General features: G+C 72.0%; 13 protein-coding genes and 1 riboswitch. Of the genes, 9 read left to right on the top strand and 4 right to left on the bottom strand.

Going from position 1 to position 22,415, the window contains the following annotated elements:
• Positions 1-45: 45 nt before the first annotated feature.
• Positions 46-1,614, bottom strand: coding sequence for an LLM class flavin-dependent oxidoreductase (locus ACZ6S5_RS03220; protein ID WP_465997226.1), 1,569 nt, complete (start codon positions 1,612-1,614; stop codon positions 46-48).
• Positions 1,615-1,782: 168 nt separating this feature from the next.
• Between ACZ6S5_RS03220 and ACZ6S5_RS03215 the strand changes: the two genes are divergently transcribed.
• Both ACZ6S5_RS03215 and ACZ6S5_RS03210 read left to right on the top strand, forming a co-directional pair.
• On the top strand, positions 1,783-3,612 hold the full coding sequence (locus ACZ6S5_RS03215) for a glycoside hydrolase family 3 protein (RefSeq protein ID WP_465997224.1): 1,830 nt from the start codon (positions 1,783-1,785) through the stop codon (positions 3,610-3,612).
• Between the two features lie 186 nt (positions 3,613-3,798).
• Positions 3,799-3,971, top strand: a riboswitch (cyclic di-AMP (ydaO/yuaA leader).
• 1 nt (position 3,972) lies between these two features.
• Entirely contained in the window at positions 3,973-4,626 is a 654-nt protein-coding gene (locus ACZ6S5_RS03210) for a transglycosylase family protein (RefSeq protein WP_465997222.1), read from the top strand.
• Between the two features lie 99 nt (positions 4,627-4,725).
• Here ACZ6S5_RS03210 and ACZ6S5_RS03205 read toward each other — a convergent pair whose 3' ends face one another.
• Complete coding sequence (locus ACZ6S5_RS03205; RefSeq protein WP_465997220.1) at positions 4,726-6,162, bottom strand: MFS transporter; 1,437 nt, start codon at positions 6,160-6,162, stop codon at positions 4,726-4,728.
• Between the two features lie 160 nt (positions 6,163-6,322).
• On the opposite strand from ACZ6S5_RS03205, the gene ACZ6S5_RS03200 reads away from it, so the two are divergent.
• From ACZ6S5_RS03200 to ACZ6S5_RS03190, 3 genes are all read left to right on the top strand, one after another.
• Positions 6,323-7,213: a helix-turn-helix domain-containing protein gene (locus ACZ6S5_RS03200; RefSeq protein WP_465997218.1), complete on the top strand. Its 891-nt coding sequence runs from the start codon at positions 6,323-6,325 to the stop codon at positions 7,211-7,213.
• Positions 7,210-8,295: a radical SAM protein gene (locus ACZ6S5_RS03195; RefSeq protein ID WP_465997216.1), complete on the top strand. Its 1,086-nt coding sequence runs from the start codon at positions 7,210-7,212 to the stop codon at positions 8,293-8,295. Before ACZ6S5_RS03200 ends, ACZ6S5_RS03195 begins: the two co-directional genes overlap by 4 nt.
• A gap of 77 nt (positions 8,296-8,372) precedes the next feature.
• Positions 8,373-8,834 (top strand): YbaB/EbfC family nucleoid-associated protein, encoded by a 462-nt coding sequence (locus ACZ6S5_RS03190; protein ID WP_465997214.1) that lies wholly within the window; start codon positions 8,373-8,375, stop codon positions 8,832-8,834.
• A 62-nt stretch (positions 8,835-8,896) separates the two neighbouring features.
• Here ACZ6S5_RS03190 and ACZ6S5_RS03185 read toward each other — a convergent pair whose 3' ends face one another.
• Together ACZ6S5_RS03185 and ACZ6S5_RS03180 are read right to left on the bottom strand one after the other, a co-directional pair.
• Positions 8,897-10,933: a M4 family metallopeptidase gene (locus tag ACZ6S5_RS03185; RefSeq protein ID WP_465997212.1), complete on the bottom strand. Its 2,037-nt coding sequence runs from the start codon at positions 10,931-10,933 to the stop codon at positions 8,897-8,899.
• 556 nt (positions 10,934-11,489) lie between these two features.
• The gene (locus ACZ6S5_RS03180) at positions 11,490-12,350 is read right to left on the bottom strand and encodes an ATP-grasp domain-containing protein (protein WP_465997210.1); all 861 of its coding nucleotides are present in this window, start codon (positions 12,348-12,350) and stop codon (positions 11,490-11,492) included.
• 513 nt (positions 12,351-12,863) lie between these two features.
• On the opposite strand from ACZ6S5_RS03180, the gene ACZ6S5_RS03175 reads away from it, so the two are divergent.
• The 4 genes from ACZ6S5_RS03175 (at position 12,864) to ACZ6S5_RS03160 (ending at position 22,396) form a co-directional block, all read left to right on the top strand.
• Entirely contained in the window at positions 12,864-15,986 is a 3,123-nt protein-coding gene (locus ACZ6S5_RS03175; RefSeq protein WP_465997208.1) for an OmpL47-type beta-barrel domain-containing protein, read from the top strand.
• A gap of 20 nt (positions 15,987-16,006) precedes the next feature.
• Positions 16,007-16,972, top strand: a complete 966-nt coding sequence (locus tag ACZ6S5_RS03170) for a sugar phosphate isomerase/epimerase family protein (RefSeq protein WP_465997206.1) — start codon at positions 16,007-16,009, stop codon at positions 16,970-16,972.
• Positions 16,969-18,153, top strand: coding sequence for a multicopper oxidase domain-containing protein (locus tag ACZ6S5_RS03165; RefSeq protein WP_465997204.1), 1,185 nt, complete (start codon positions 16,969-16,971; stop codon positions 18,151-18,153). The genes ACZ6S5_RS03170 and ACZ6S5_RS03165 overlap by 4 nt, the downstream gene beginning before the upstream one ends.
• 187 nt (positions 18,154-18,340) lie before the next feature.
• A complete protein-coding gene (locus ACZ6S5_RS03160; protein ID WP_465997202.1) occupies positions 18,341-22,396 on the top strand; it encodes a ThuA domain-containing protein in 4,056 nt (1,351 codons plus the stop codon).
• Positions 22,397-22,415 lie beyond the last annotated feature (19 nt).

Genomic DNA, 22,415 nt, shown 5'->3' with positions numbered 1-22,415 from the left:
GCGAGCAAAGCCAGCTTTCTCACGTCCCGGCCGGGAATAAGCCGCTCAGAGCTGGCCGGTGTAGAAGCCGAACCGGGCCAGGGGCTCGACGATCACCCGCTCCTCCCAGGACAGGTGCGACAGCAGGGTGTCGGTGAGCAGGTCCACCGCCTCCTGGAGCTCGGTGAAGTCGCCCGGCTGCCGGATCAGGTTCACCAGGGCCCGGTCCACGCCCTCGACCACCTCGTGGATCACCACGTGCTCCTCGGCCAGCCGGTCCAGCACCGGCCCCAGCCCGGCGTCCGAGCGGCGCAGGTGCGGGAAGATCGAGTTGTCCTCCAGGCCGTGGTGCTGCGTCACCACCGTGCAGTACGCGGCGCAGTACGCGCCCAGCGTCCAGTTGTTCTGCCGCATGGTCATCTCGTGCAGCGCCGCCCGGGCCGCCCCGGCGGAGACCGCCCCGCGTCTGACCTGTTCGAGCAGGTCACGCAGCTGATGCAGCTCCTGACGCAGGTGGTCGTGCACGTCCACCAGGTGCTGCCCGGCGGCCTGCCCGTGCGGGGTGTAGACGTGCCCGGCCGGCGCGGGCGGGGACGCGGGCCGGGTGGACTCGTCCCAGAGCCGGCGCGCGCTCAGCCGTACCCCCGGATCGGGGGTGGGGGTGACCGCGAGGCCGGTGGACCCGCCGGCCTGGACCGCCGCCCGCTCCTCCTGTACGGCGCGGGCCCGGCTGCCGGGCGTGGTGCGTTCGGCGGCGACCAGCTCGCGCACCGCGGGCGCGATCTCCTGGCCGAACAGCTGGATGGCCCGGGGCTCGTCGCTGCCGAGGATGAAGGTGGAGATCCCGTGGTCCAGGGCCAGCCCGGCCAGCTCCTCCACCCACTGCTCGGGCGGCCCTTTCAGGAAGCCGGTCGCGGAGCGGGTGAACGTGCCGTTGACGTTGAGCAGCCGCCGCACCGCCGCCGGGTCCCGGCCGGCGGCCGCCGCGCCCTCGTCGACCAGCGCGTTGAGGGCCGGCAGCTCCGCCGGTCCCTTCGGCAGGTACGCCAGCGACGGCAGCCAGCCGTCCGCCGCCCGCCCGACCAGCCGCAGCATCCGCGGCTTGTACGCGCCGACCCAGATCCCGACCGGGTGCGCCGGCGCGGGTCCGCGCTTCGCCCCGACCACCCGGTAGTGCTCGCCCTCGACCCGGACCATGCCGCGCCGGCCGGTGTCCCACACCTCGCGGATCACCCGGATCGCCTCGTCCAGGGCGTCCACCGCCTGCCCGGGGCTGAGCCGCCGCCCGCCGACCGCCTCGATCGCCTCCCAGAACGCGCCGGCGCCCAGCCCCAGCTCCACCCGGCCGCCGGTGAGCAGGTCGAGGCTGGCCACGCTGCGGGCGAGGACCACCGGCTGGCGCAGCGGCAGGTTCAGCACGTTGCCGGCCAGTCGGACCCGGCTGGTCGCCGCGGCCACGAACGACATCAGCGTCCAGGTGTCCAGGAACCCCGGCTGGTACGGGTGGTCCTGGAAGGTGACCAGGTCGAGGCCGGCCTGCTCGCAGAGCTTGGCCAGCGCCACCACCTGCTCCGGTCGCCCGGCGGTGGGGGTGAGGAAGCCGCCGAAGAGCAGCTCGTGTCCGTGGTCGGTCATGTCCGTCTTCGCCACCTCGTCCGATCTTGCGCGAACCTCCGCCACGGTAGTCCGCTCCGGCGCCGGCCCGCCCGGCGGTTCCGGAACCTGCAAGGATTGTTCACAGTCGATGCGTGCGGGCGTAGGGTCCGGTCAACGGCCTCAGCGTTCCTCCGGAAGGAGCGACCCGTGATCCGTCACCGCCACCGTCCCCTCCCGCTCGTCCTGCTCCTCGTCGCGTTCACCGCCCTGACCGCGCCCGCCCGGGCCTCCGCCGCCGGCCTGCCCTACCAGGACCCGACGCTGCCCGTCGCCACCCGCGTCGCCGACCTGCTCGCCCGGATGACCCTGGACGAGAAGATCGGCCAGATGACCCAGGCCGAGCGCGGTTCGGTCACCACGAGCGACCTGACCACCTACCGGCTCGGCTCGATCCTCTCCGGCGGCGGTTCGGCGCCCTCGCCGAACACCGCCACCTCCTGGGCCGACATGTACGACGGCTTCCAGCGCGCCGCCGTCGCCACCCCGCTCGGCATCCCGATGATCTACGGGGTGGACGCCGTGCACGGCCACAACAACGTGTACGGGGCGACGATCTTCCCGCACAACATCGGGCTCGGTGCCACCCGCGACGCGGCCCTGGTGCAGCAGATCGGCCAGGCCGTCGCCGAGGAGATCACCGGCACCGGCGTGGACTGGGACTTCGCCCCCTGCCTCTGCGTCGCCCGCAACGACCGGTGGGGGCGCACCTACGAGTCCTTCGGCGAGACCCCCGACCTGCCGTCCAACCTGTCGACCCTCATCACCGGCCTGCAGGGCAGCACCCTCGGCGGCCCCACCTCGGTGCTCGCCACCGCCAAGCACTACGTCGGCGACGGCGGCACCACCGGCGGCGACGACCAGGGGAACACCCAGCTCAGTGAGGCCGACCTGCGGGCCATCCACCTGCCCCCGTTCCAGGCCGCGGTCCAGCGCGGGGTCGGCGCGGTGATGATCTCCTACAGCAGCTGGAACGGCGTGAAACTGCACGGCCACCAGTACCTGATCACCACCGTCCTCAAGGGAGAGCTCGGCTTCTCCGGCTTCGTCGTCTCCGACTGGAACGGCATCGACCAGATCGACGGCAGCGCCGGCTTCACCGCCGCCGAGGTGAGCACCGCGATCAACGCCGGCATCGACATGGTGATGGTGCCCACCGCCTGGAAGAGCTTCATCAGCACCCTGCGCGCCGAGGTGCAGAACGGGCACGTGCCGATGAGCCGGATCGACGATGCCAACCGCCGCATCCTCACGAAGAAGTTCGAACTGGGGCTCTTCGAGCGCCCGTACACCGACCGGAGCTGGACCCCGACGGTGGGCAACGCGGCCCACCGGGGCCTTGCCCGGCAGGCCGTGCGCCAGTCCCAGGTGCTGCTGAAGAACAGCGGCGGCGTCCTGCCGCTGGCCCGGGACAACAACAAGATCTTCGTGGCCGGCAAGAACGCCGACAACATCGGCAACCAGAGCGGCGGTTGGACCATCTCCTGGCAGGGCTCGTCGGGCAACATCACCCCCGGCACCACCATCCTCCAGGGCATCCGCGCCGCCGTCGGGCCGACCACCACGGTCACCTACAACCAGCGCGGCACCGGCATCGACGGGACCTACCGGGCCGCGATCGCGGTGGTCGGCGAGACACCGTACGCCGAGGGGCAGGGCGACCGGACCGGCAGCATGAGCCTGGACCGTGAGGACCTGCGCACTATTTCGACGCTGCGCAACGCCGGCGTGCCGGTGATCGTGGTGCTGGTCTCCGGCCGGCCGATGGACATCTCGGCCGAACTGCCCAGGTGGGACGCGCTGCTGGCCTCCTGGCTGCCCGGCACCGAGGGCGCCGGCGTCGCCGACGTCCTCTTCGGCGGGTACGCACCCACCGGCAAACTGCCGATGACCTGGATGAACTCGGTCAGCCAGCAGCCCATCAACGCCGGCGACGGGCAGGTGCCGCTCTTCCCGCAGGGCTACGGCCTGACGTACTGAAGGGACGCGTACGGGACCGGCGTGGACGGTCACTGTGGGTGATGAGCCCGCGTGTACGCCACGCCGGTTCCGCGCGCAACCCGAGCCGTGACGTCGTCGCTCGGCCGGGTGAAGAACTTCACAAGAAGTGGGCATTCGTCCGAAAGGGTTCCTAACGTCGTATCCGTTCGCGATCGCGGACACCACGGGCCGGTAACGCCTAATCCCGCCACCGGCCCGGCGGTACCTGGACCTCACGGCGGGAGCGGGGGACCCACACGTTCCTCGGTGCTCGACACCTCGGGGTGAAGCCGCCATCGGCGGCCGGGCTCCTCGGCCCGAACCCGACAGCTCACCTCGTCGGCGTGGAGGAAACCCAACATGGCAAGTGAACACGTCGCTCGTCACCGACGGACCACGCAGCGTCGCCTCGCCGTCGGGGCGCTCGTCGTCGGCGCCGCCACCGGCGCCGCCGCCATCCTCGGCCCGGCCGCACCGGCCAGCGCCTCCAGCGTCAACTGGGACGCCATCGCCCAGTGCGAGTCCGGCGGCAACTGGCACATCAACACCGGCAACGGCTACTACGGCGGCCTCCAGTTCTCCAAGAGCACCTGGAACGGCTACGGCGGTCAGACGTACGCCGCCCGCGCCGACCTGGCCAGCCGCAGCGAGCAGATCGCCATCGCCGAGAAGGTCCTCGACGGGCAGGGCATCGGCGCCTGGCCGGTGTGCGGCAAGAAGGGCGGCTCGTCCAAGCACTACTCGTCCAAGTCGGACGGTGGGTCGAAGAAGTCGACCAGGAAGGCCACCAAGGACCGGTCCTTCCGGGGTGACCGGCCGGCCACCCGCAAGCACCGCTCCACCACCCCGAGCACCGGCGGCACCTACGTCGTCAAGCCCGGTGACACCCTGTCCGAGATCGCCGACGCGCACCACCTCGTCGGCGGCTGGCAGGCGCTGTACGAGCGCAACAAGCGCGTGGTCGGTGCCGACCCGGGGCTGATCTTCCCGGGCCAGAAGCTGCGCCTGCGCTGAGGCACCACGGAATCCGGCCTCCCGGCGGATCCGCGCGGAACGCCCGACCGGGCAACCGGTCGGGCGTTCCGCGTCTCGCGCACTGACCCGGTGCCTCGCTCAGCCCGTCTCCGCCAGGCCCGACGCGGGCCCGGGCAGCAGGAACGCGGCGAGCCCGGCGCCGAGCAGACACCCGCCGGCGTTCGCGGCGATGGCGGCGGTGACGCCGTGGAGCACCGCCCCGCCGTCGGTGCCCAGGCCGTGCACCACCGCGGCCAGCACCGCGGACATCACCGGGATACCGACGGTGATGCCCACCTGCTGGCTGAGCGTGGCGATGCCGGTCGCCAGCCCCTGCTCGCCGTCGGGCAGGCCGGATGTCGCCGTCACCATGAAGCCGACGATCACCACCAGGTTGGCGACCCCACCGACGAACGTGGCGACGAGCAGCAGCAGCATCCACCCCCGGTCCGCACCGAGCAGGAGCAGCGGCGCGGTCGCGGCGGCCTGAGCCAGGAAACCGGCCACGATCGTTCGCCGGCCCCCCCAGGCGGCCACCAGCCGTGGCCCCAGCACGCCGCCGAGCACGGTGCCGATGCCGAGGACGGCGAAGGAACCGCCGGCGACCAGCGGCGGAAGCCCGAGCACTCGCTGCAGATAGAGGGTGAGCAGGAACACCAGGGACGTCTCGGTGGCGAAGGCGAGCAGCCCGAGGAGGTTGCCCCAGCGTACGGTCGGGCGGCGCAGCACCGCGGCGGGTACCAGCGGCGCGGCGGCCCGCCGCTCCACCGCCCCGAACGCGACCAGCAGCACGGCCCCCACGGCGAGCGCCGCCAAGGCTCGTCGGTCGGTCCACCCGTGTTCACCGGCGGCCGTCAGCCCGTACACGAACGCCAGCAACCCACCGGTGACGGTGAACGAGCCGGGCAGGTCGAGCCGGGGCCGCCGGGGTGGCCGGCTCTCGGCCACCACCAGCGGGGCCACGGCCAGCACCGCGGCCGCCACCACCGCGTTGACGAAGAACGCCCACCGCCAGCTCAGCAGGTCGGTCAGCAGGCCGCCGAGGATCGCCCCGGTGGTGAAGCCGGCGGCCATCAGCGCCCCGTTGAGGCCGAGCGCCCGGTCCCGGGCCGGACCTTCCGGGAACGTGGTGGTCAGCAGTGACAACGCGGCCGGGGTGACCGCTGCGGTGGCCAGGCCCTGGGCGACCCGCGCCGCGATCAGCACGCCGGGACCGGTGGCAAGACCGCCGACCAGCGACGAGAGGCCGAGCACCGCGATCCCGGCGAGGAACAGCCGGCGCCGGCCGAACAGGTCCGCGACCCGCCCGAACAGCAGCGTGAAACCGGCCGCGCAGAGCGCGAACGACGTGCCGATCCACTGCAGCGTGTCCAGCCCGAACCCGACCTCCCGGCCGATCACCGGAAGCGCGACGGTCAGGATGGAGAAGTCCACGGCGAGGGTGAAGCTCGCGGTGAGCAGCACGGCCAGCGCGAGCCCGGCACGCCGGGTCGGCGCCGGGCGCGGCGTGACGGCGGGGGAATCCAGACGGGTCATCGAGGTCCTTTCTTGCGGTCGACGGGACGTCCACGGGACGACCCGGGACCACCGTCGGTCCGGCCGGCGTGGCCGGCCAGCACCCTGCCCTGCCTGGTCTGCGGCTGCCTGTCACCGGCAGGGACAGGCAACGGGGTGCCGGACCGGGCAGGATGGGGCGATGACCGCACCGCACCGCCCGGGCGCCGGGGACCTCGGCGAATTCCTGCGCAGCCGGCGCGCCCGGCTCACCCCTGAAGACGTCGGCGTCGTCTCGTACGGCGCCCGACGGGTCCCCGGGTTGCGGCGGGAGGAGCTGGCCCAACTGGCCGGCGTCAGCGTCACCTACTACACGCGGCTGGAGCAGGGGCAGAGTGCCAACGCGTCGGACGCGGTCATCGAGGCGCTGGCCCGGGCCCTGCGGCTCACCGACGACGAGCTCGCCCACCTGCACGACCTGGCCCGGCCCCGGCCCGGCCGGCGGCGCCGGTCGGCGCGTCCCGACACCGCCGGCCGGGGCGTGCGGCAGTTGATCGCGGCGATGACCGAGGTGCCGGCGCTGGTGCTCGGCCGGCGTACCGAAGTGCTGGCCTGGAACCCTCTGGCGCATCGGCTCCTCGCCGGTCACCTCGACCTCGACGCCCCGGACCGGCCCGTGGACCGGCCCAACCTGACCCGGATGCTCTTTCTCGACTCGCACACCCGCGACCTGCACGTGCGGTGGGACGACGAGGCCGTCCGGGCGGTCGCCGGGCTGCGGCTGGTGGCCGGCCGGCACGCCGACGACCGGGAACTCGCCGAGCTGATCGGCGAGCTGTCGATGAAGAGCGCCGCCTTCGCCGCCCTGTGGTCCCGCCATCCGGTGCACACCTGCGTCTCCGGCGCCAAGCGGCTCCGGCACCCCGTGGTGGGAGAGTTCGACCTCGACTTCGAGATGCTGCACCTGCCCGGGGACGCCGGGCACCGGCTGATGACCTACCCGGCGGCGGCCGGTTCCCCGGCCGAGGCCGCACTCCGCCTGCTCCAGGCGGATCTCCGCGCCGAGCCGTTCCGCGTACGCCAGCGGGCGTGACCCGGGGTCGGACCCGGTTCCGGTTCGACCCCGTCGGCGGCAGCAGCCAGGTTTGGGCCCTCGGTACCGGGGCAACCCCGGGCATGCCGGTCGCCGTCGACGATCCGCCACTGCCGACGCGCCTCCAACTGGAGGTGACCGCCGCGTGCAACCTGCGCTGCCTGATGTGCCTGGTCCGCTACCGGCCGCCGGTCAACAAGCTGGCCGGCGCGATGCGCCCGGAGCTGTTCCACCGGGTGGTGGACGACACGCCCGGGCTGCGCGACCTCACCCTCCAGGGGCTCGGCGAGCCGCTGCTGTCGCCGTACCTCATGGAGATGATCGCGGCCGCGGTGGCGCGGGACATCGTGGTCGGGTTCAACACCAACGCCACCCTGCTGACCCGGCGGCGGGCCGAGGAGCTGGTGGCCAGCGGGGTGGGCTGGATGCACGTCTCGCTGGACGGCGCCCGGGCCGAGGCGTACGAGCGGGTGCGCGACGGCGCCGACTTCGACACGGTGCTGGCGAACCTGGCCGGCCTGGTGGCGGCGAAGCGGGCGGTGGGCAGCGACACCCCGTGGATCCGGGTCGTCTTCGTCGCCATGCGGGACACCGTCGACGAGCTGCCCGAGCTGGTCCGGCTGCTCGGCCGGGTCGGCGTCGACGAGCTGCACGTGCAGAACTTGTCGCACAGCTTCTCCGACGCCGACCCGGCCGGCCGGTACGCGGAGATCCGCGAGTTCACCGCCGACCAGGCGCTCTGGACCGGCGTGGACACGGAACGGGCCACCGAGGCCTTCACGCGGGCCGCGGCCGAGGCCGGCCGGCTCGGCGTACGCCTGCGCCTGCCCCGCACCGCCACGCCGCCCGACGGGCCCGGTTGCTCCTGGCCCTGGGACGCGGCCTACATCACCAGCACCGGCGTGGTGCAGCCCTGCTGCATGGTGATGGGCGACGACCGGGTGCGGCTCGGCACGGTGGGGGAGCGGTCCTTCCCGGAGATCTGGTACGGCGAGGAGTACCGGGCGTTCCGGCGGCGACTGGCCGGCGACACGCCGCCGGAGGTGTGTCAGGGCTGCTCCCTGTACCGGCGGACGTTCTGACGCGTGCGCGCACCGGTGCCGTCGGAGGCGGTTGCTATCGTCACGGTGCTCCGGAAAGACGTGAAGAAAGCGCGGCTATGACCAACGACCCGTTCTCCGCGGCCGCGAGCCTCGACGAGCTGCTCACCCAGACCCAGCAGGCGCTGACGTCCATGCGGGCCCGCGCCGCCGAGGACACCGACGCCGATCCCGGGCGGCTGCTGCGCGCCGAGGGGGCGGCGGCCGGCGGCCGGGTGCGGGCGGTGGCGGTCCAGGGTGGCCGCATTGAGTCCCTGACCGTCGACCCGGCCCTGGCCATGGCGGGGTGGGACAGCGTCCGCGGATCGGTCGTCGAGGCGGTCAACGCCGCCCTCGCCGAGCTCGACACGCAGGTCAGCTCCTCGGCCCGCGCCGACGTCGACGCCCTCGCCGCGCGCCTCGGCGGCCTTCAGGAGCAGTCGGTGCGCCAGATGGAGATGTTCAGCCAGGCGATGGAGGGCGTGGTCGCCCGGCTCAACCGGGCCGGGGACGGCGCTGCTCGGGTCGACCGCTCCGCATGAGGCGCTGACACGACGAAGCGGCCGGCCGTCGGGAGGACGACGACCGGCCGCTCCGGTGTTGATCAGCTCAGGTTGACCGCGGTGTCGTCGATGACGAACGAGGTCTGCAGGGAGCTGTCCTCAACCCCGCTGAACGAGATGGAGGCGGTGGTGCCGGCCAGCGACGAGACGTCGAAGGACTTCTGGACGTAGCCGGAGGCCGCGTTCACGTTGGAGTAGGTGGCCAGGGTGGTGCTGCCCGCCTTGACGGTCAGCTTGTCGTAGGCCGTGGAGCCCGACTCCGCGGTGTCGATGTGCAGCCAGAAGGTGAGGGTCGCCCGGCAACCCGACGGGATCGTCACCGACTGGGACAGGGTGTCGGTGTGCGACGAGCCGTAGCCGTCCATCCAGGCGTTCCAGGTGCCGCTGTGGGTGGGCTGACCCTGGGAGCCGTACTGGCCGATGACGCCGGAGGAGGCGGACCAGCTCACGTTGCCGGACTCGAAGCCGGGGTTGGCCAGCTTCTGGCCGGAGCAGGAGCCGGTGGGCGGCGGGGTGGTGGTGCCGGAGCAGGTCGGGTCACCCGACTGGGCCGGCACGCTGACCGCGTCCCAGGCGGCCTTGACGGTGTTGAACTCGGTGCAGCCGGTGCTGCCGTAGAGGTTCTTCGCCGCCTGCAGGGTCCAGGTGCGGTACTTCAGGTACGACGACGACGTGGTCTTCAGCAGCATCGCGTTGTACATGATCTTGATGGCCTTCTGGATGCCCAGGCCGGTCACGGTGCTGCCGTTGCAGGTCGGGCTGGTCGGCTGGCCGTTGGTCGGGTTGGTGCCCATGGCCAGCAGGTAGAACCAGTGGTTGCCCGGGCCGGCCGCGGCGTGCACCTCGGTGCTCGGGATGCTGCTGGAGTAGCAGTTCGGGTCGCCCAGCGCCGACGGGTTGTACATGTTGCGGATCGGGCCGCTGCCCACCAGGTTGACCTTCTCGCCGACCAGGAAGTCGGGAGCGTCGTAGGTGGACGGCTCGTTGGCGTACCACTCGGTGGCCGCGCCGAAGGTGTCGGCGACGAACTCCTGGGTGCCGCTGCCGGAGATGCCGCCCGGGGTGTGGTCGTCGATGCCGTGGCCGATCTCGTGCGCGACCACGTCCATCGAGCCGATCCAGCCGCCGGCGGTGTTCTTGCCGATCTGGACCTGGGTGCCGTCGTAGTAGGCGTTCTGGTCGTTCAGGCCGACCCGGATCGGCCAGTAGCCGCCGTTGCCGTCGGCGCCGTTGCGGCCGAGCCACGCCGAGAGCATCTTGTCCTCGGTCTGCGCGCCGAAGAACGCGTCGACGCAGCCGGTCTCCTTGTTGGTGGCGGTGCCGTTGCCCCAGACGTCGTCCGAGCCGCTGAACGTGGTGTTGGTGGCCGCGTCCTGGCAGACCAGGGTGGTCTTGCTCGGGTCCTTCATGGAGTACGTGCTGCCCGACAGCGTGGTGGTCAGGGTGACCGGGCCGTTCCAGGCGCCGGTGCCGCTGCCGCGCACGACGTGCTCCTGCGTCCGCAGGACCTTGCCGGTGAGGGCGTCGACGTCGACGGTGAGGCGGCTCGGGCCGTCGGCCTTGGTGCCGCGCACGGTGGTCTCCCAGGCCAGCGCCGGCCTGGCGCCGAGCGTGTAGACGACCAGGGTGCTGCCCTCGACGGTGGTGACCGTCTTGAGCTGGGCCCGGGCGGTCTGTTCGGCGGCGGCCGAGGTCAGCTTCGGCGTGGTGGCGAGGCTGCCGATGGCCTGCTCCTGCGCGACCGAGGCGTACTTCAGGTTGCCGGCGGCGTCGGTCGCCAGCACGAAGTCACCACCGGTGACCGGAAGGCCCTTGTAGGTGCGCTCGTAGGAGACGTACTGGGTGCCCTCGGAGGAGAAGACCTGCTTCTGCACGAACGCCTCGTCAGCGCTCGCGTGCAGGTACGAGGGACGGGAGGCGACCAGCGCGCTGGCCGCGTTGGCGGCGATCGCACGGGCCTGGGCGGCGTCGGGGGCGGGACTGGGTGGGGCGGCCTGCACGGCCGCGGCGGTGCCAGCGGCGATCAGGCCGGCCGCAGCCGCACCTGAGAGCGCGGCAAGGCGGGGTGAGAGCTTCAAGGGGGTGTGCTCCTGTTCCTAGGCGCGCCGCACGGAGCCCGGTGGGGGCGCATGGCGCGGTACAGCTGTGAGGCGGGCGACGGCCGTTCTCCGAGGCTTTGCCGGCGTGGCCCCGGTTCGACAGATCGACCGCCAGAGCCGCCGGGGGTCGGCGACTCGTTGGTGCACAATCACACGGCCCCGGGGCCGGAGCAATGGGTGACCCAGGCAACCGTCGCCTTTCGGTCGCGGCACAGAATGGCAACAATTGACGAAGCTATGATCTTCTATAGCCCCTGATCAGGGCTAACGGGCTCCGGAATGGATGGCGGCACGCCTAATTTGCGCCTATTGCCGCGCCTGGCTGATGGCGCGCATTCCCCCTCGGTCAAGGTGTGGATCAGCCCGGGGCCTTCCGGCTCGGCGGCGCGTGCCGAACGGGCCCGCGATGATCATCCGTACGGCCGATGTCACGGCGGAGTGCCGACTCGATTACCGATCAGTAACGAATAATCGATAAACGCGGATGGGTTGTCACATCGGCCCTTTCCCGCGACCGAACGGGACGGCGGGCCGATCAGGCCGGCGGCATGGCGTTGAGCAGCGCGCCGATCAGGCCTGCCGGGTCCAGGGTGGCGGGCCGGTCACTGACCTGGCCGTCACCCAGTTCAACCACCCGCCACCGGCCGTCGGCGTGGCGGGCCAGGTCGACCGTCACGAACGGCAGGTCGAGCGCGGCGACCGCCGGGATCAGGACGGAGACATCCGGCCGGTCCGGCCCGGGCGACTCCTCGGCAGAGTCCGGGTGCGCGCCGACCAGCGCGCAGCGGCCGTCGATCCACCAGGTCCGCACCTCGGCGCCGGTGAGCGCCTCGAAGCGGCGGAGCACGAAGCCGCCGGTGAAGTCGTCCTGCCGTAGCTCCCGCAACCGGGTGGCGACCCGCCAGGCGGCCTCGCCGTCGGCGAGGTCCGGGACGAAGGCCGCCTCGTGCCAGTGGTGCTTGGCCGACTTCACGTGGTCGCGCAGCACGGCCGGTCCCGGGCCGAGGGCGTGCCGGGCGTCGTCGAACGCCGCCCGGTCCGATCCCACCGTCCAGGTGGACGCGGGGGTGACGGCGGCCAGGGCGGCGTACCAGCCGGGCAGCTCGTGGGCGCGGCGGTACCGCGCCGGGGTGGTCCACAGGTGCACGTCCCGGCCGGCCAGGGCCGCGGCGAGGGTCGCGTACCGGTCGCTCGACAGCATCCAGCCCCGGTAGACGGCCGGCCCCGGGGTCCGTACCGCGGCCACCGCCCGGGCCGGGTCCCTGCCAGCAGCGAGCAGGTCGTGGTCGACCAGGGCGACCGCCGCTCCGGCGGCGCGGGCGGCGTCGGCCTCGGGCGCGAAGTGCGGGTCGGGTCGGCGCGGCCGGAGCGGGTCGGCGGGAAACAGCAGCAGCATGCGCCCATCGTGCCGGTGGAAGGAATCTGCCGACTACTTTCGTTTGCTGCGTAGAAAAGTAGTCACGGAACCAACGAAAGCTATGGACACGCTGAAGGTAAGTCAGTAGTGTCGGGCACCATCAATATGTTTCGTCGAGATGAACTACCCGGCACGGTAGGTCTCGACTGTGGCCCATCGGCGGCGCAACCCGTCGGATGACCACGACCGGCCAGCGATGGCCGTACCCCGGGTCAACGCACCACGGCGGCCCCGCCTCACGGGCCGACCGACCGTCCGTACCCGACCGACTCCGTCAGCTCCGACGCACCGCCGTGCGCGGCGAACAGCCGCCGACGTGGTGACAGCTCTGCATGCACATCGGACGACCGTGGCCGCCGGCCACGGCCGGGGATCCGTGCGGCCTGGGAGGGGTCGCGCGGGCTGCTGAACCCGCATCCACAGCTCCGCCGGACCGACGACACCCGACGCACGTTCCGCCCGCTGTCTCCCGGACCGCGAAAGAGGCTTCCCATGACTCCACATCCACCGCCGCGCCGGCACTCCCTGAGCCGACTCCGGAGATCGGTGGCCGCCCTCGCCGCCCTGGCGCTGCTGACCACCGGCCTCTCCTCGTCCCCGGCGAACGCGCGGCCGACCGACCCGGAACGGTCCGCGTCGGCCGCCGCCCCAGCGCCCTTGCAGGCCCAGGTGCTCACCTGGACGGCGGGCGACAACTTCCTGGCCTACCGGTCGGCGCCCACCACCGCCGTCGCCGGCCCGGCCACCCTCGTCTTCGAGAACAGCGCCGCCACCGGCAACACCACCGGGATGCAGCACACCCTGACCTTCGAGACCGGCGACTCGCGCTACAACAGCGACGTCGACGTCAACATCCTGGCCGATCCGACGGACGCCAACGGGGGTCGCTGGACGGTCGACGTGGTGCTCTCCCCGGGCACCTACCGGTACTTCTGCTCGATCCCCGGCCACGGCGGCATGACCGGCCTGCTGGTGGTCAGCGACGGCGGCTCGGACACCACGGCCCCCACCGTGACCGCCGCGGTGACGGGAACGAAGGACGCCAACGGTAACTACGTCAGCGCCGCCACGGTCACCCTGTCCGCGTCGGACAGCGGCTCGGGCGTGGACCGGGTCGAGTACTCGCTCGACGGTGGCACGTACGGCACCTACTCGGCGCCGGTCACCGTGAACCAGCCGGGCCAGCACACGGTGAGCTACCGGGCGACCGACAAGGCGGGCAACACGTCGCCGGTGCAGCAGGTGTCGTTCACGGTGGTCGAGCCGGCCCCGACGGACACCACCCCGCCGACGGTCACCGCCGCGGTGACCGGGCAGAAGGACGCCAACGGCAACTACGTCGGCAGCGCCACCGTCACCCTGTCCGCGACCGACACCGAGTCCGGGGTGGACCGGGTCGAGTACTCCCTGGACGGTGCCGCCTACGCGGCCTACTCCGCGCCGGTCACGGTCAACCAGGCCGGCCAGCACACGGTCAGCTACCGGGCCACCGACAAGGCCGGCAACACCTCCTCGTCCCAGCAGGTGTCGTTCACGGTGGTGGAGCCGCCGCCGACGGACACCACCCCGCCGACCGTCACCGCCGCGGTGACGGGAACGAAGGACGCCAACGGCAACTACGTCAGCGCCGCCACGGTCACCCTGACCGCCAGCGACAGCGGCTCCGGCGTTGACCGGGTCGAGTACTCGCTCGACGGGCAGCCCTACGCCGCCTACTCCGCGCCGGTCGTGGTCAACCAGCCGGGCCAGCACACGGTGAGTTACCGGGCGACCGACAAGGCGGGGAACACCTCGTCGGCGCAGCAGGTGTCGTTCACGGTGGTCGAGCCGGCCCCGACGGACACCACCCCGCCGACCGTCACCGCCGCCGTGACCGGGCAGAAGGACACCAACGGCAACTATGTCGGCAGCGCCACGGTCACCCTCTCCGCCACCGACACCGGGTCCGGAGTGGACAAGGTCGAGTACGCCCTCGACGGCGGCGCCTATGTCGCGTACACCGCTCCGGTCACCGTGAACCAGGCGGGCCAGCACACGGTGAGTTACCGGGCGACCGACAAGGCGGGGAACACCTCGTCGGCGCAGCAGGTGTCGGTCACGGTGGTCGAGCCGGCCCCCACGGACACCACTCCGCCGACCGTCACCGCCACGGTGACGGGCACGAAGGACACCAACGGCAACTACGTCGGCGGCGCCACGGTCACCGTGACCGCGAGCGACAGCGGCTCGGGGGTGGACCGGGTCGAGTACTCGCTCGACGGGCAGCCCTACGCCGGGTACACCGCCCCGGTGACGGTCAACCAGGTCGGCCAGCACACGGTGAGCTACCGGGCCACCGACAAGGCCGGCAACACCTCGTCGCCGCAGACCGCGTCGTTCACCGTCGTCGACCCGCCCGCGCCGGACACCACCCCGCCGACCGTCAGCGCCGCGCTCACCGGCCAGCTCGACGACGACGGCGCGTACGTGGGCAGTGCCACGGTGACCCTGACCGCCGCCGACAGCGGCTCGGGGGTGGACCGGATCGAGTACTCCCTCGACGGGGAGCTCTACGCCCGGTACTCCGCCCCGGTCACCGTCGACCGGCCCGGCCAGCACACGCTGAGCTACCGGGCCACCGACAAGGCCGGCAACACCTCGGGCGCCGCCTCGGTCACCTTCACCGTGGTGGCCAGTGGGCCGCAGCCCGACTGCGTGAAGGACACCCGGCCGACCGTCTGGGTCGGCACCGTCGACAGCGGCGTACCGAACCGGGTGGTCGACGGCGACTGCACGATCAACAACGTCATCGAGGACGAGAAGAGCTGGGCCAACCACGGCGCGTTCGTCTCGTACGTCACCGCGGTCGCCGAGCACCTGCACCACCTGGGTGTCATCACCGACCAGGAGCACGGCAAGCTGGTCAGCGCCGCCGGCCGCTCCGGCGTCGGCAAGCCGCTGGGCAAGGACGGCTACCAGCCGATCCTCGACTCCACTGCGGCGTCCTTCGGTCGCTGGCAGCACGTCGGCGCGGGCGGCTTCAGCCGCAACGCCGACGGGTCGGTCACCAGCACGGCGGTGCCCGGGCTCGGCATGCTCTGGTACCCGGTGTCCGCGTACAGCGACTTCTCCCTGAAGCTGCAGTGGCGCGACGACGCCCCCGGTGCCGGCCGGGCCAACAGCGGCGTCTTCGTCCGCTTCCCCGACGTGCGGAACCACCCGACCGAGTCCCGCCCCGAGTGGGTCGCCATCAAGTACGGCCACGAGCTGCAGATCCTCGACCGGCCCGACGGCGACCAGTACAAGAGCGGCTCGGTGTACGGCTTCGACCGGGTCGACCTGGCCGGCGCCGGGGTCACCCCGAAGGGCACCTGGAACGACTACGAGATCCGCGTGGTCGGCCAGCACTACTCCGTCTTCCGCAACGGCGTGCTGATCAACGAGTACGTGAACAACCCGGGCGCGGTCTTCGACCCGGCGCGGGCGGACGACCCGGGCACCACCGGGCGGCAGAGCGCCAGCGGATACGTCGGCCTGCAGAACCACGGCACCGGCGACGTCGTCAGCTTCCGGAACGTGCGGATCGCCCCGCTGACCGCCTGCTGCGCGGGCGGCACCGCGGACACCTGCTGCTGAGCGAGCGAAAGGGACACATCATGGCAAGGAACAGGATCGACCGCCGTACCCTGCTACGCGGTCTCGCCGGCTCCACGGTCGCGGTGACCGCGGCCAGCCTGGCCGGCGCGCTGCCGGCCGGGGCCGACCAGGGCGGCGAGGGCAAGCTCATCCCACAGGGGCACGTGGGCATCCAGCTTTACAGCGTCCGGGACAAGATCAGCCAGGTCGGCTTCGCCGCCGTCTTCGAGGAGCTGTCCCGGATCGGCTACCGGGAGGTGGAGTTCGCCGGCTACACCCAGGGTGCGGTCGGCGCCATCACCCCGGAGCAGATCCGCCGGCTGCTCGACGACAACGGGCTGAAGGCGGCGGGCAGCCACCGGGGGCTGAACGACTTCCGCACCAACCTGGAGTGGGAGCTGGACGTCGCCGAGATCCTCGGCATGCCGGCCCTCGGCACCGCCCAGGCCCCCACCAACGACCGGACCGTCGCCGGCTACCAGGCGGCCGCCGCCGAGTTCAACGCCTGGGGCGCGGCCGCCGCCGCCCGGGGGCTGAAGCTCTACCAGCACAACCACACGATCGAGTTCGCCTTCGCCACGGACCGTCCGGACATCCGGCTGTACGACCTCTTCCTGGAGCTCACCGACCCCCGGTACGTGTTCCTGGAGATGGACATCCTGTGGGCGTACGGCGGGGCGCGGAAGTACCCCGGCTTCCGGCCGGTCGACTACGTCAACGCCCACCCGGAGCGCTACCCGCTGTTCCACGTCAAGGACGGCGTGCCGCTGCCCGACCCGCAGCAGGGCAACTCCTACGCCGACGTGGAGTTCGGCGCGGGCGTCATCCCGTTCGCCGAGTTCTTCGGTGAGCTCACGGGTCGGGGCCGCTTCGAGTTCCTCTGGGAGCAGGACTCGGCACCGGGCGCCCAACCCAACCCGCCCGGCTCGCTGGGCGCGGCCGAGCGCAGCTACCAGCGCATGATCGAGCTGCGGGGTGCCCGATGAGCGCCTGGCGGCTGGTCGAGGACCCGGCTCCCGAGCCGGCGGCCGGGCCTGTCGAGCCGGCGGAGACCCGGCCGGAGCGGCCGCGTACCGGGGCCCGGCGGATCCTGGTGGTCGCGGCGGTCGTGCTGCTCACCCTGGTCGGCGCCGGCGGGTTCGCCGCCGCGCGGACCGGGATGTTCGCCGAGCGTCCGGACGGCTGCGCCAAACCCGACCGCAGCATCCAGCTGTACGCGGTGGAGCTGCCCAAGGACGGCACGCAGATCCGGCTCGGCTACGGTCTCACCCCGGAGACGGCGTCCTACCCGGGCCCGCTGATGGAGATGATGGAGGGGGAGTGCCTCGCCATCACCCTGCACAACCTGGTGCCCGAGGCGACCCTGGCGGCGCTGCGGACCAGCCCGGACCACCCGTTGGGGGTCTCCCTGCACGTGCACGGGGTCAAGTACACCCAGGACTCCGACGGCACCGTGCAGAGCGGGTCATACGTCCCGCCGGGCGGCTCGCGCACCTACACCTGGTACGCCCAGCCGCGGAACACCAGGACCGGGGCGCAGGGCACCGCCGGCTACTGGTGGTACCACGACCACGTGGTGGGCGGCCCGCACGGCACCCAGGGGCTCTCCTCCGGCCTCTTCGGCGGCCTGGTGGTCCGCCGGCCCGGCGACCCGAAGCCGGACCGGACCTACACGGTGGCCTTCGGTGACCGGCAGAGCATCAACCTGCGCCGCGGCACCGCCACCGACACCTGCACCGAGGTGAACCCGCAGCCGGGCCCGACCTGCCTGATCGCCCGCAAGGGCGAGCGGGTGGAGTTCGTGGTGGTCGGCATCGGCAACGACATGCACACCTTCCACCTGCACGGACACTCCTGGGCGGACACCCGCACCGGGACGGTGCCCAACGGGCAGCCGTTCGCCGACACCGTACCGATCATCGACAACAAGACGCTCGGCCCGGGCGACTCCTTCGGGCTCAGCGTGGTCGCCGGCGACTCCGTCGGGCCGGGGCACTGGATGCTGCACTGCCACATGCAGTTCCACTCCGACGCCGGGATGTCGACGATGCTGCACGTCCTGGACGAGAACGGGAACATGCCGCCCGGCATGGACCACGAGCACGGCGCCGCCGCCCCGGCGGCCGCCGCACCCGCCGCCGACGGCGACGCCCACCAGCACAACTGACGGCTCCGGGGCTGCCGGCCTCAGCGTCGAGGACCGGCAGCCACCGGGTCACCACCACCGCCCGCACCACGCACCGGCCGCCCGCTGACGGGCGGCGCCGGTGGACCCGTACGCCCTCGCCCGGTGAGCGCCTCACACTCACCGGCCGATCGACGAACCCGGAAACCTTCAACCAGGAGGAGTCGAGATGGCCCACGGACGCCATTTCCGGTTCTCCCGCTGGGTCGGCCGCCTCGGCGCCGACCCCACGGGACCGATCACACCCACACCGTCCCCGTCGACCCGTCGCCCCGGCAACCGCCGTCGGGTCGGGGCCCTGGCCTCCAGCGCCGCCCTGGCGCTCGGCCTGCTGGCCCTGCCGGGCCAGACCTTCGCGCCGACCCCCGCGGCCGCCGCCGAAGCCGCCGCGGCGGTCAAGGTGCTGGTCTTCCACGGCCCGGTCGACAAGCAGGACGACCCGGTCGCCAAGGCCACCGCGAGCATCCGCGACCTGGGAGAGCGGAACGGTTTCACCGTCGACGACTCCGCCGACCCGGGGGTGTTCACCTTCGGCAACCTGGCCCGCTACCGGGCCGTGGTGTTCCTCTCCGCCAACGGTGTCACCCTCAACGACGCGCAGGAGGCGGCCTTCCAGGCGTACGTCAAGGGCGGCGGCGGGTTCGTCGGCGTGCACGACGCGGCGCGCGCCCAGCCGGAGTCGTCCTGGTTCACCGGCCTGATCGGCACCCGGCCGGCCGCCGGCCTGCCCAACGCCGAGAAGGCGGTCTCGGCCACCGCCAGCGGGGAGAACCCGCCGAACGAGACCGCCGCGAAGGCCATCGACGGGTCGACCGGCACCAAGTGGCTGACCTTCTCGCCGACCGGCTGGCTTGCGGCGAAGCTGGCCAAGCCGGTCGCGGTCAGCCGGTACGCGCTCACCTCGGCCAACGACTTCCCCGGCCGGGACCCGAAGAACTGGACCCTGCAGGGCTCCCAGGACGGCACCACCTGGACCGACCTGGACACCCGCAGCAACGAGACGTTCCCGCAGCGGTTCCAGACCAAGCAGTACAGCTTCACCAACACCACGGCCTACCAGCACTACCGGCTCAACGTCACGGCCAACAGCGGGGAGCCGCTGATCCAGCTGGCCGAGCTGTGGCTGATCGGCCCGGACGCCGGCCCGGCGCCGGAGAGCACCGTGCAGCAGGCCACCGTCGACGTCACCGACCGGCAGCACCCGGCGAACAAGGGCCTGCCGCTGACCTGGACCCGGTCCGACCAGTGGATCAACTGGGACCCGAGCCCGATCGGCAAGGTGCACACGATCGCCCAGGTCGAGGAGGGCACCTACAACGCCGGCCTGAGCGGCAACGGGGCGTTCCACCCGATCTCCTGGTGCCAGGACTACGACGGCGGGCGCTCCTTCTACACCGGGATGGGGCGGACCGAGGCGAGCTGGACCAGCGACGAGCGGTTCCAGAACCACCTGGCCGGCGCGATCAGGTGGACCGCCGGTCTGGTGCGCGGTGACTGCCAGGCCACCATCGCCTCGAACTACCGCATCGACCGGCTCACCACCACCAACCAGCCCGGGCAGCTCGACCAGATCGGCGAGCCGCACGGCCTGACCATCGCCCCCGACGGCAAGATCTTCTACATCGGCAAGGCGGCCTGCCCGACCGGGCCGATCGTGAGCTGGGACGACCCCAAGGTCGGCCTCGGCTGCGGCACGATCCACCAGTGGGACCCGAAGACCAAGCAGGTCAAGCTGCTCACCACGCTCGCCGTGATGGGCAACCGGGGCAGCGGCAGCGAGCTGGTGAAGAACGAGGAGGGTCTGGTCGGCATCACCCTGGACCCGAAGTTCGCGCAGAACGGCTGGATCTACGTCTACTGGATGCCGCACGAGTCGATCGACCGGGACCGGCGGATCGGCCAGCGGACCGTCTCCCGGTTCACCTACGACGCGGCGAAGCAGGCGATCGACCAGAGCACCCGCAAGGACCTGCTGCACTGGGACACCCAGATCCACAGCTGCTGCCACGCCGGTGGCGGGATGACGTTCGACGAGAGCGGCAACCTCTACATCGGCTCCGGGGACAGCAACTCCTCCGGCGGCTCCAACGGATACTCGGGCAACAACTGGACCCAGGACTACAAGGGGACCTCGTTCCAGGACGCGCGGCGTACCGCCGGCAACACCAACGACCTCAACGGCAAGATCCTGCGGATCCACCCGGAGGCCGACGGCACGTACACCGTCCCGGCCGGGAACCTGTTCACCGGCAACGAGGAGGGCGGCGGCAAGACCCGTCCGGAGATCTACGTGATGGGCGTGCGGAACATCGCCCGGATCGCCTGGGACCCGGTCAACCACTGGCTGACCGCCGCCTGGGTCGGCCCGGACGCGGGCGCGCCGGACCCGGAGCTGGGCCCGGCGAAGTACGAGACCGCCACGATCATCACCTCCGCGGGCAATCAGGGCTGGCCGTACTGCATGGGCAACAAGCAGCCCTACCGGGACCGCAGCAACACCGACGCCACCGTGCTGACCGGCTGGTACGACTGCGACAACCTGAAGAACACCTCGCCGCGCAACACCGGCCTGGTGAACATCCCGGCGGCCCGGAACAACATGATCTGGTACTCGCCGCAGGGCGGCGGCCCGGTCTACCCGAAGCGGACCGACGGCAGCGGGCTGCCCTCGTACGTCCTGGGCCAGGAGACCTTCACCCAGCAGTACCTCAAGGGCGGCGGTCAGGCCATCATGGACGGCCCGACCTACCACCGGGACAAGGTCGACACCGGCAGCGGCGTGGCCTGGCCGGCGTACTGGGACGACAAGTGGTTCATCGGTGACGAGTCCAACGCCAACAACCGGATCGCCGTCACCGTCGACCCGGGCAAGGTCGCCACGGCCGGCGCCCCGGCGTTCGCCGAGGACCTGCGCCAGATCATCCGGTCCGGCAGCGGCGGCAACCAGCTCCAGTCCTGGATGGACGCGAAGTTCGGTCCCGACGGGGCGCTGTACATGCTCGACTACGCGGGCGGCTTCTTCAGCCTGCACGGCAACCAGAAGCTGATCCGGGTCGCGTACACCGGCGGCGAGGCGACGCCGCGGCCGAGCGACGCCGGGTGGCGGCCGGTCACGGCCAGCCAGCCGCGGACCATCGCCTTCACCGGCGCCCGCGCCGGCGGCGTGGCCTGGGAGTGGGACTTCGGCGACGGCAGCGCGAAGTCGCACGAGGCCAACCCGACCCACACCTACGCCGACTACGGCACCTACCAGGTGACGCTGACGGTGACCTACGCCGACGGCGAGAAGGCCACCACGAAGCTCACCGTCACCGCCGGCTGCGTCGCGCCGGACACCCAGAAGACGGTACGCCTGCTGGACACCGACACCGGGGTGACCAACCACCCGGCCGGCGGCGGCTGCACGGTCAACGATCTGATCGACGACGAGCGGAACTGGTCGAACCACGGCGAGTTCGTCAGCCACGTCGCCGACGTGGTCAACGACCTGCGCGGCGACGGCGTGCTGGACAACAAGGAGGCGGCCAAGCTGAACAGCGCCGCCGCCGGGTCCCCGATCGGCAAGGTCGCCGGGTACCGGCCGCTGTTCGACGGCACCGCCGCGTCACTCGCCGACTGGCGGCAGGCGCCCAGCGGGCAGTTCAACCTGCGGCCGGAGGGTTCCATCCGCAGCTCCGGCGGGCTCGGCATGCTCTGGTACGCCAAGGACGAGTTCGCCGACTTCTCGCTGCGGCTGAAGTTCCGGGACGTCTCGCCGGACGGCACGTACGCCAACAGCGGCGTGTTCACCCGGTTCCCGGACCCGCGTACGCCGGTGGACCAGCGGCCGGCCGGCAGTTGCGGGACGGTCGGTTCGGCCCGCAGCTCGCAGGCGTGGGTGGCGATCTACTGCGGCCAGGAGAACCAGATCTACGACGGTCCCACGGGTGAGCCGCAGAAGACCGGCTCGATCTACAACTTCGACCCGGTCGGCCTCGACCAGGCCGGGGTGACCCCGAAGGGCCAGTGGAACGACTACGAGGTCCGGGTGGTCGGACAGCACTATACGATCATCCGCAACGGCGTGGTGATCAACGAGTTCGACAACACGCCGGGCAAGGCGTCGTCCCGGGCCGGTGACCCGCCGACCGACCTGCGTCAGTTCCTCAGCGGGTTCGTCGGGTTGCAGAACCACGGCACGAACGACCTGATCGAGTTCCGCGACGTACGGGTCCGCGACCTGTAGGTCATCGGGCGGTGCCGGG

The organism is Micromonospora sp. NPDC051924, assembly GCF_055586005.1.
This window is presented reverse-complemented; position numbering and strand designations above follow the sequence as displayed.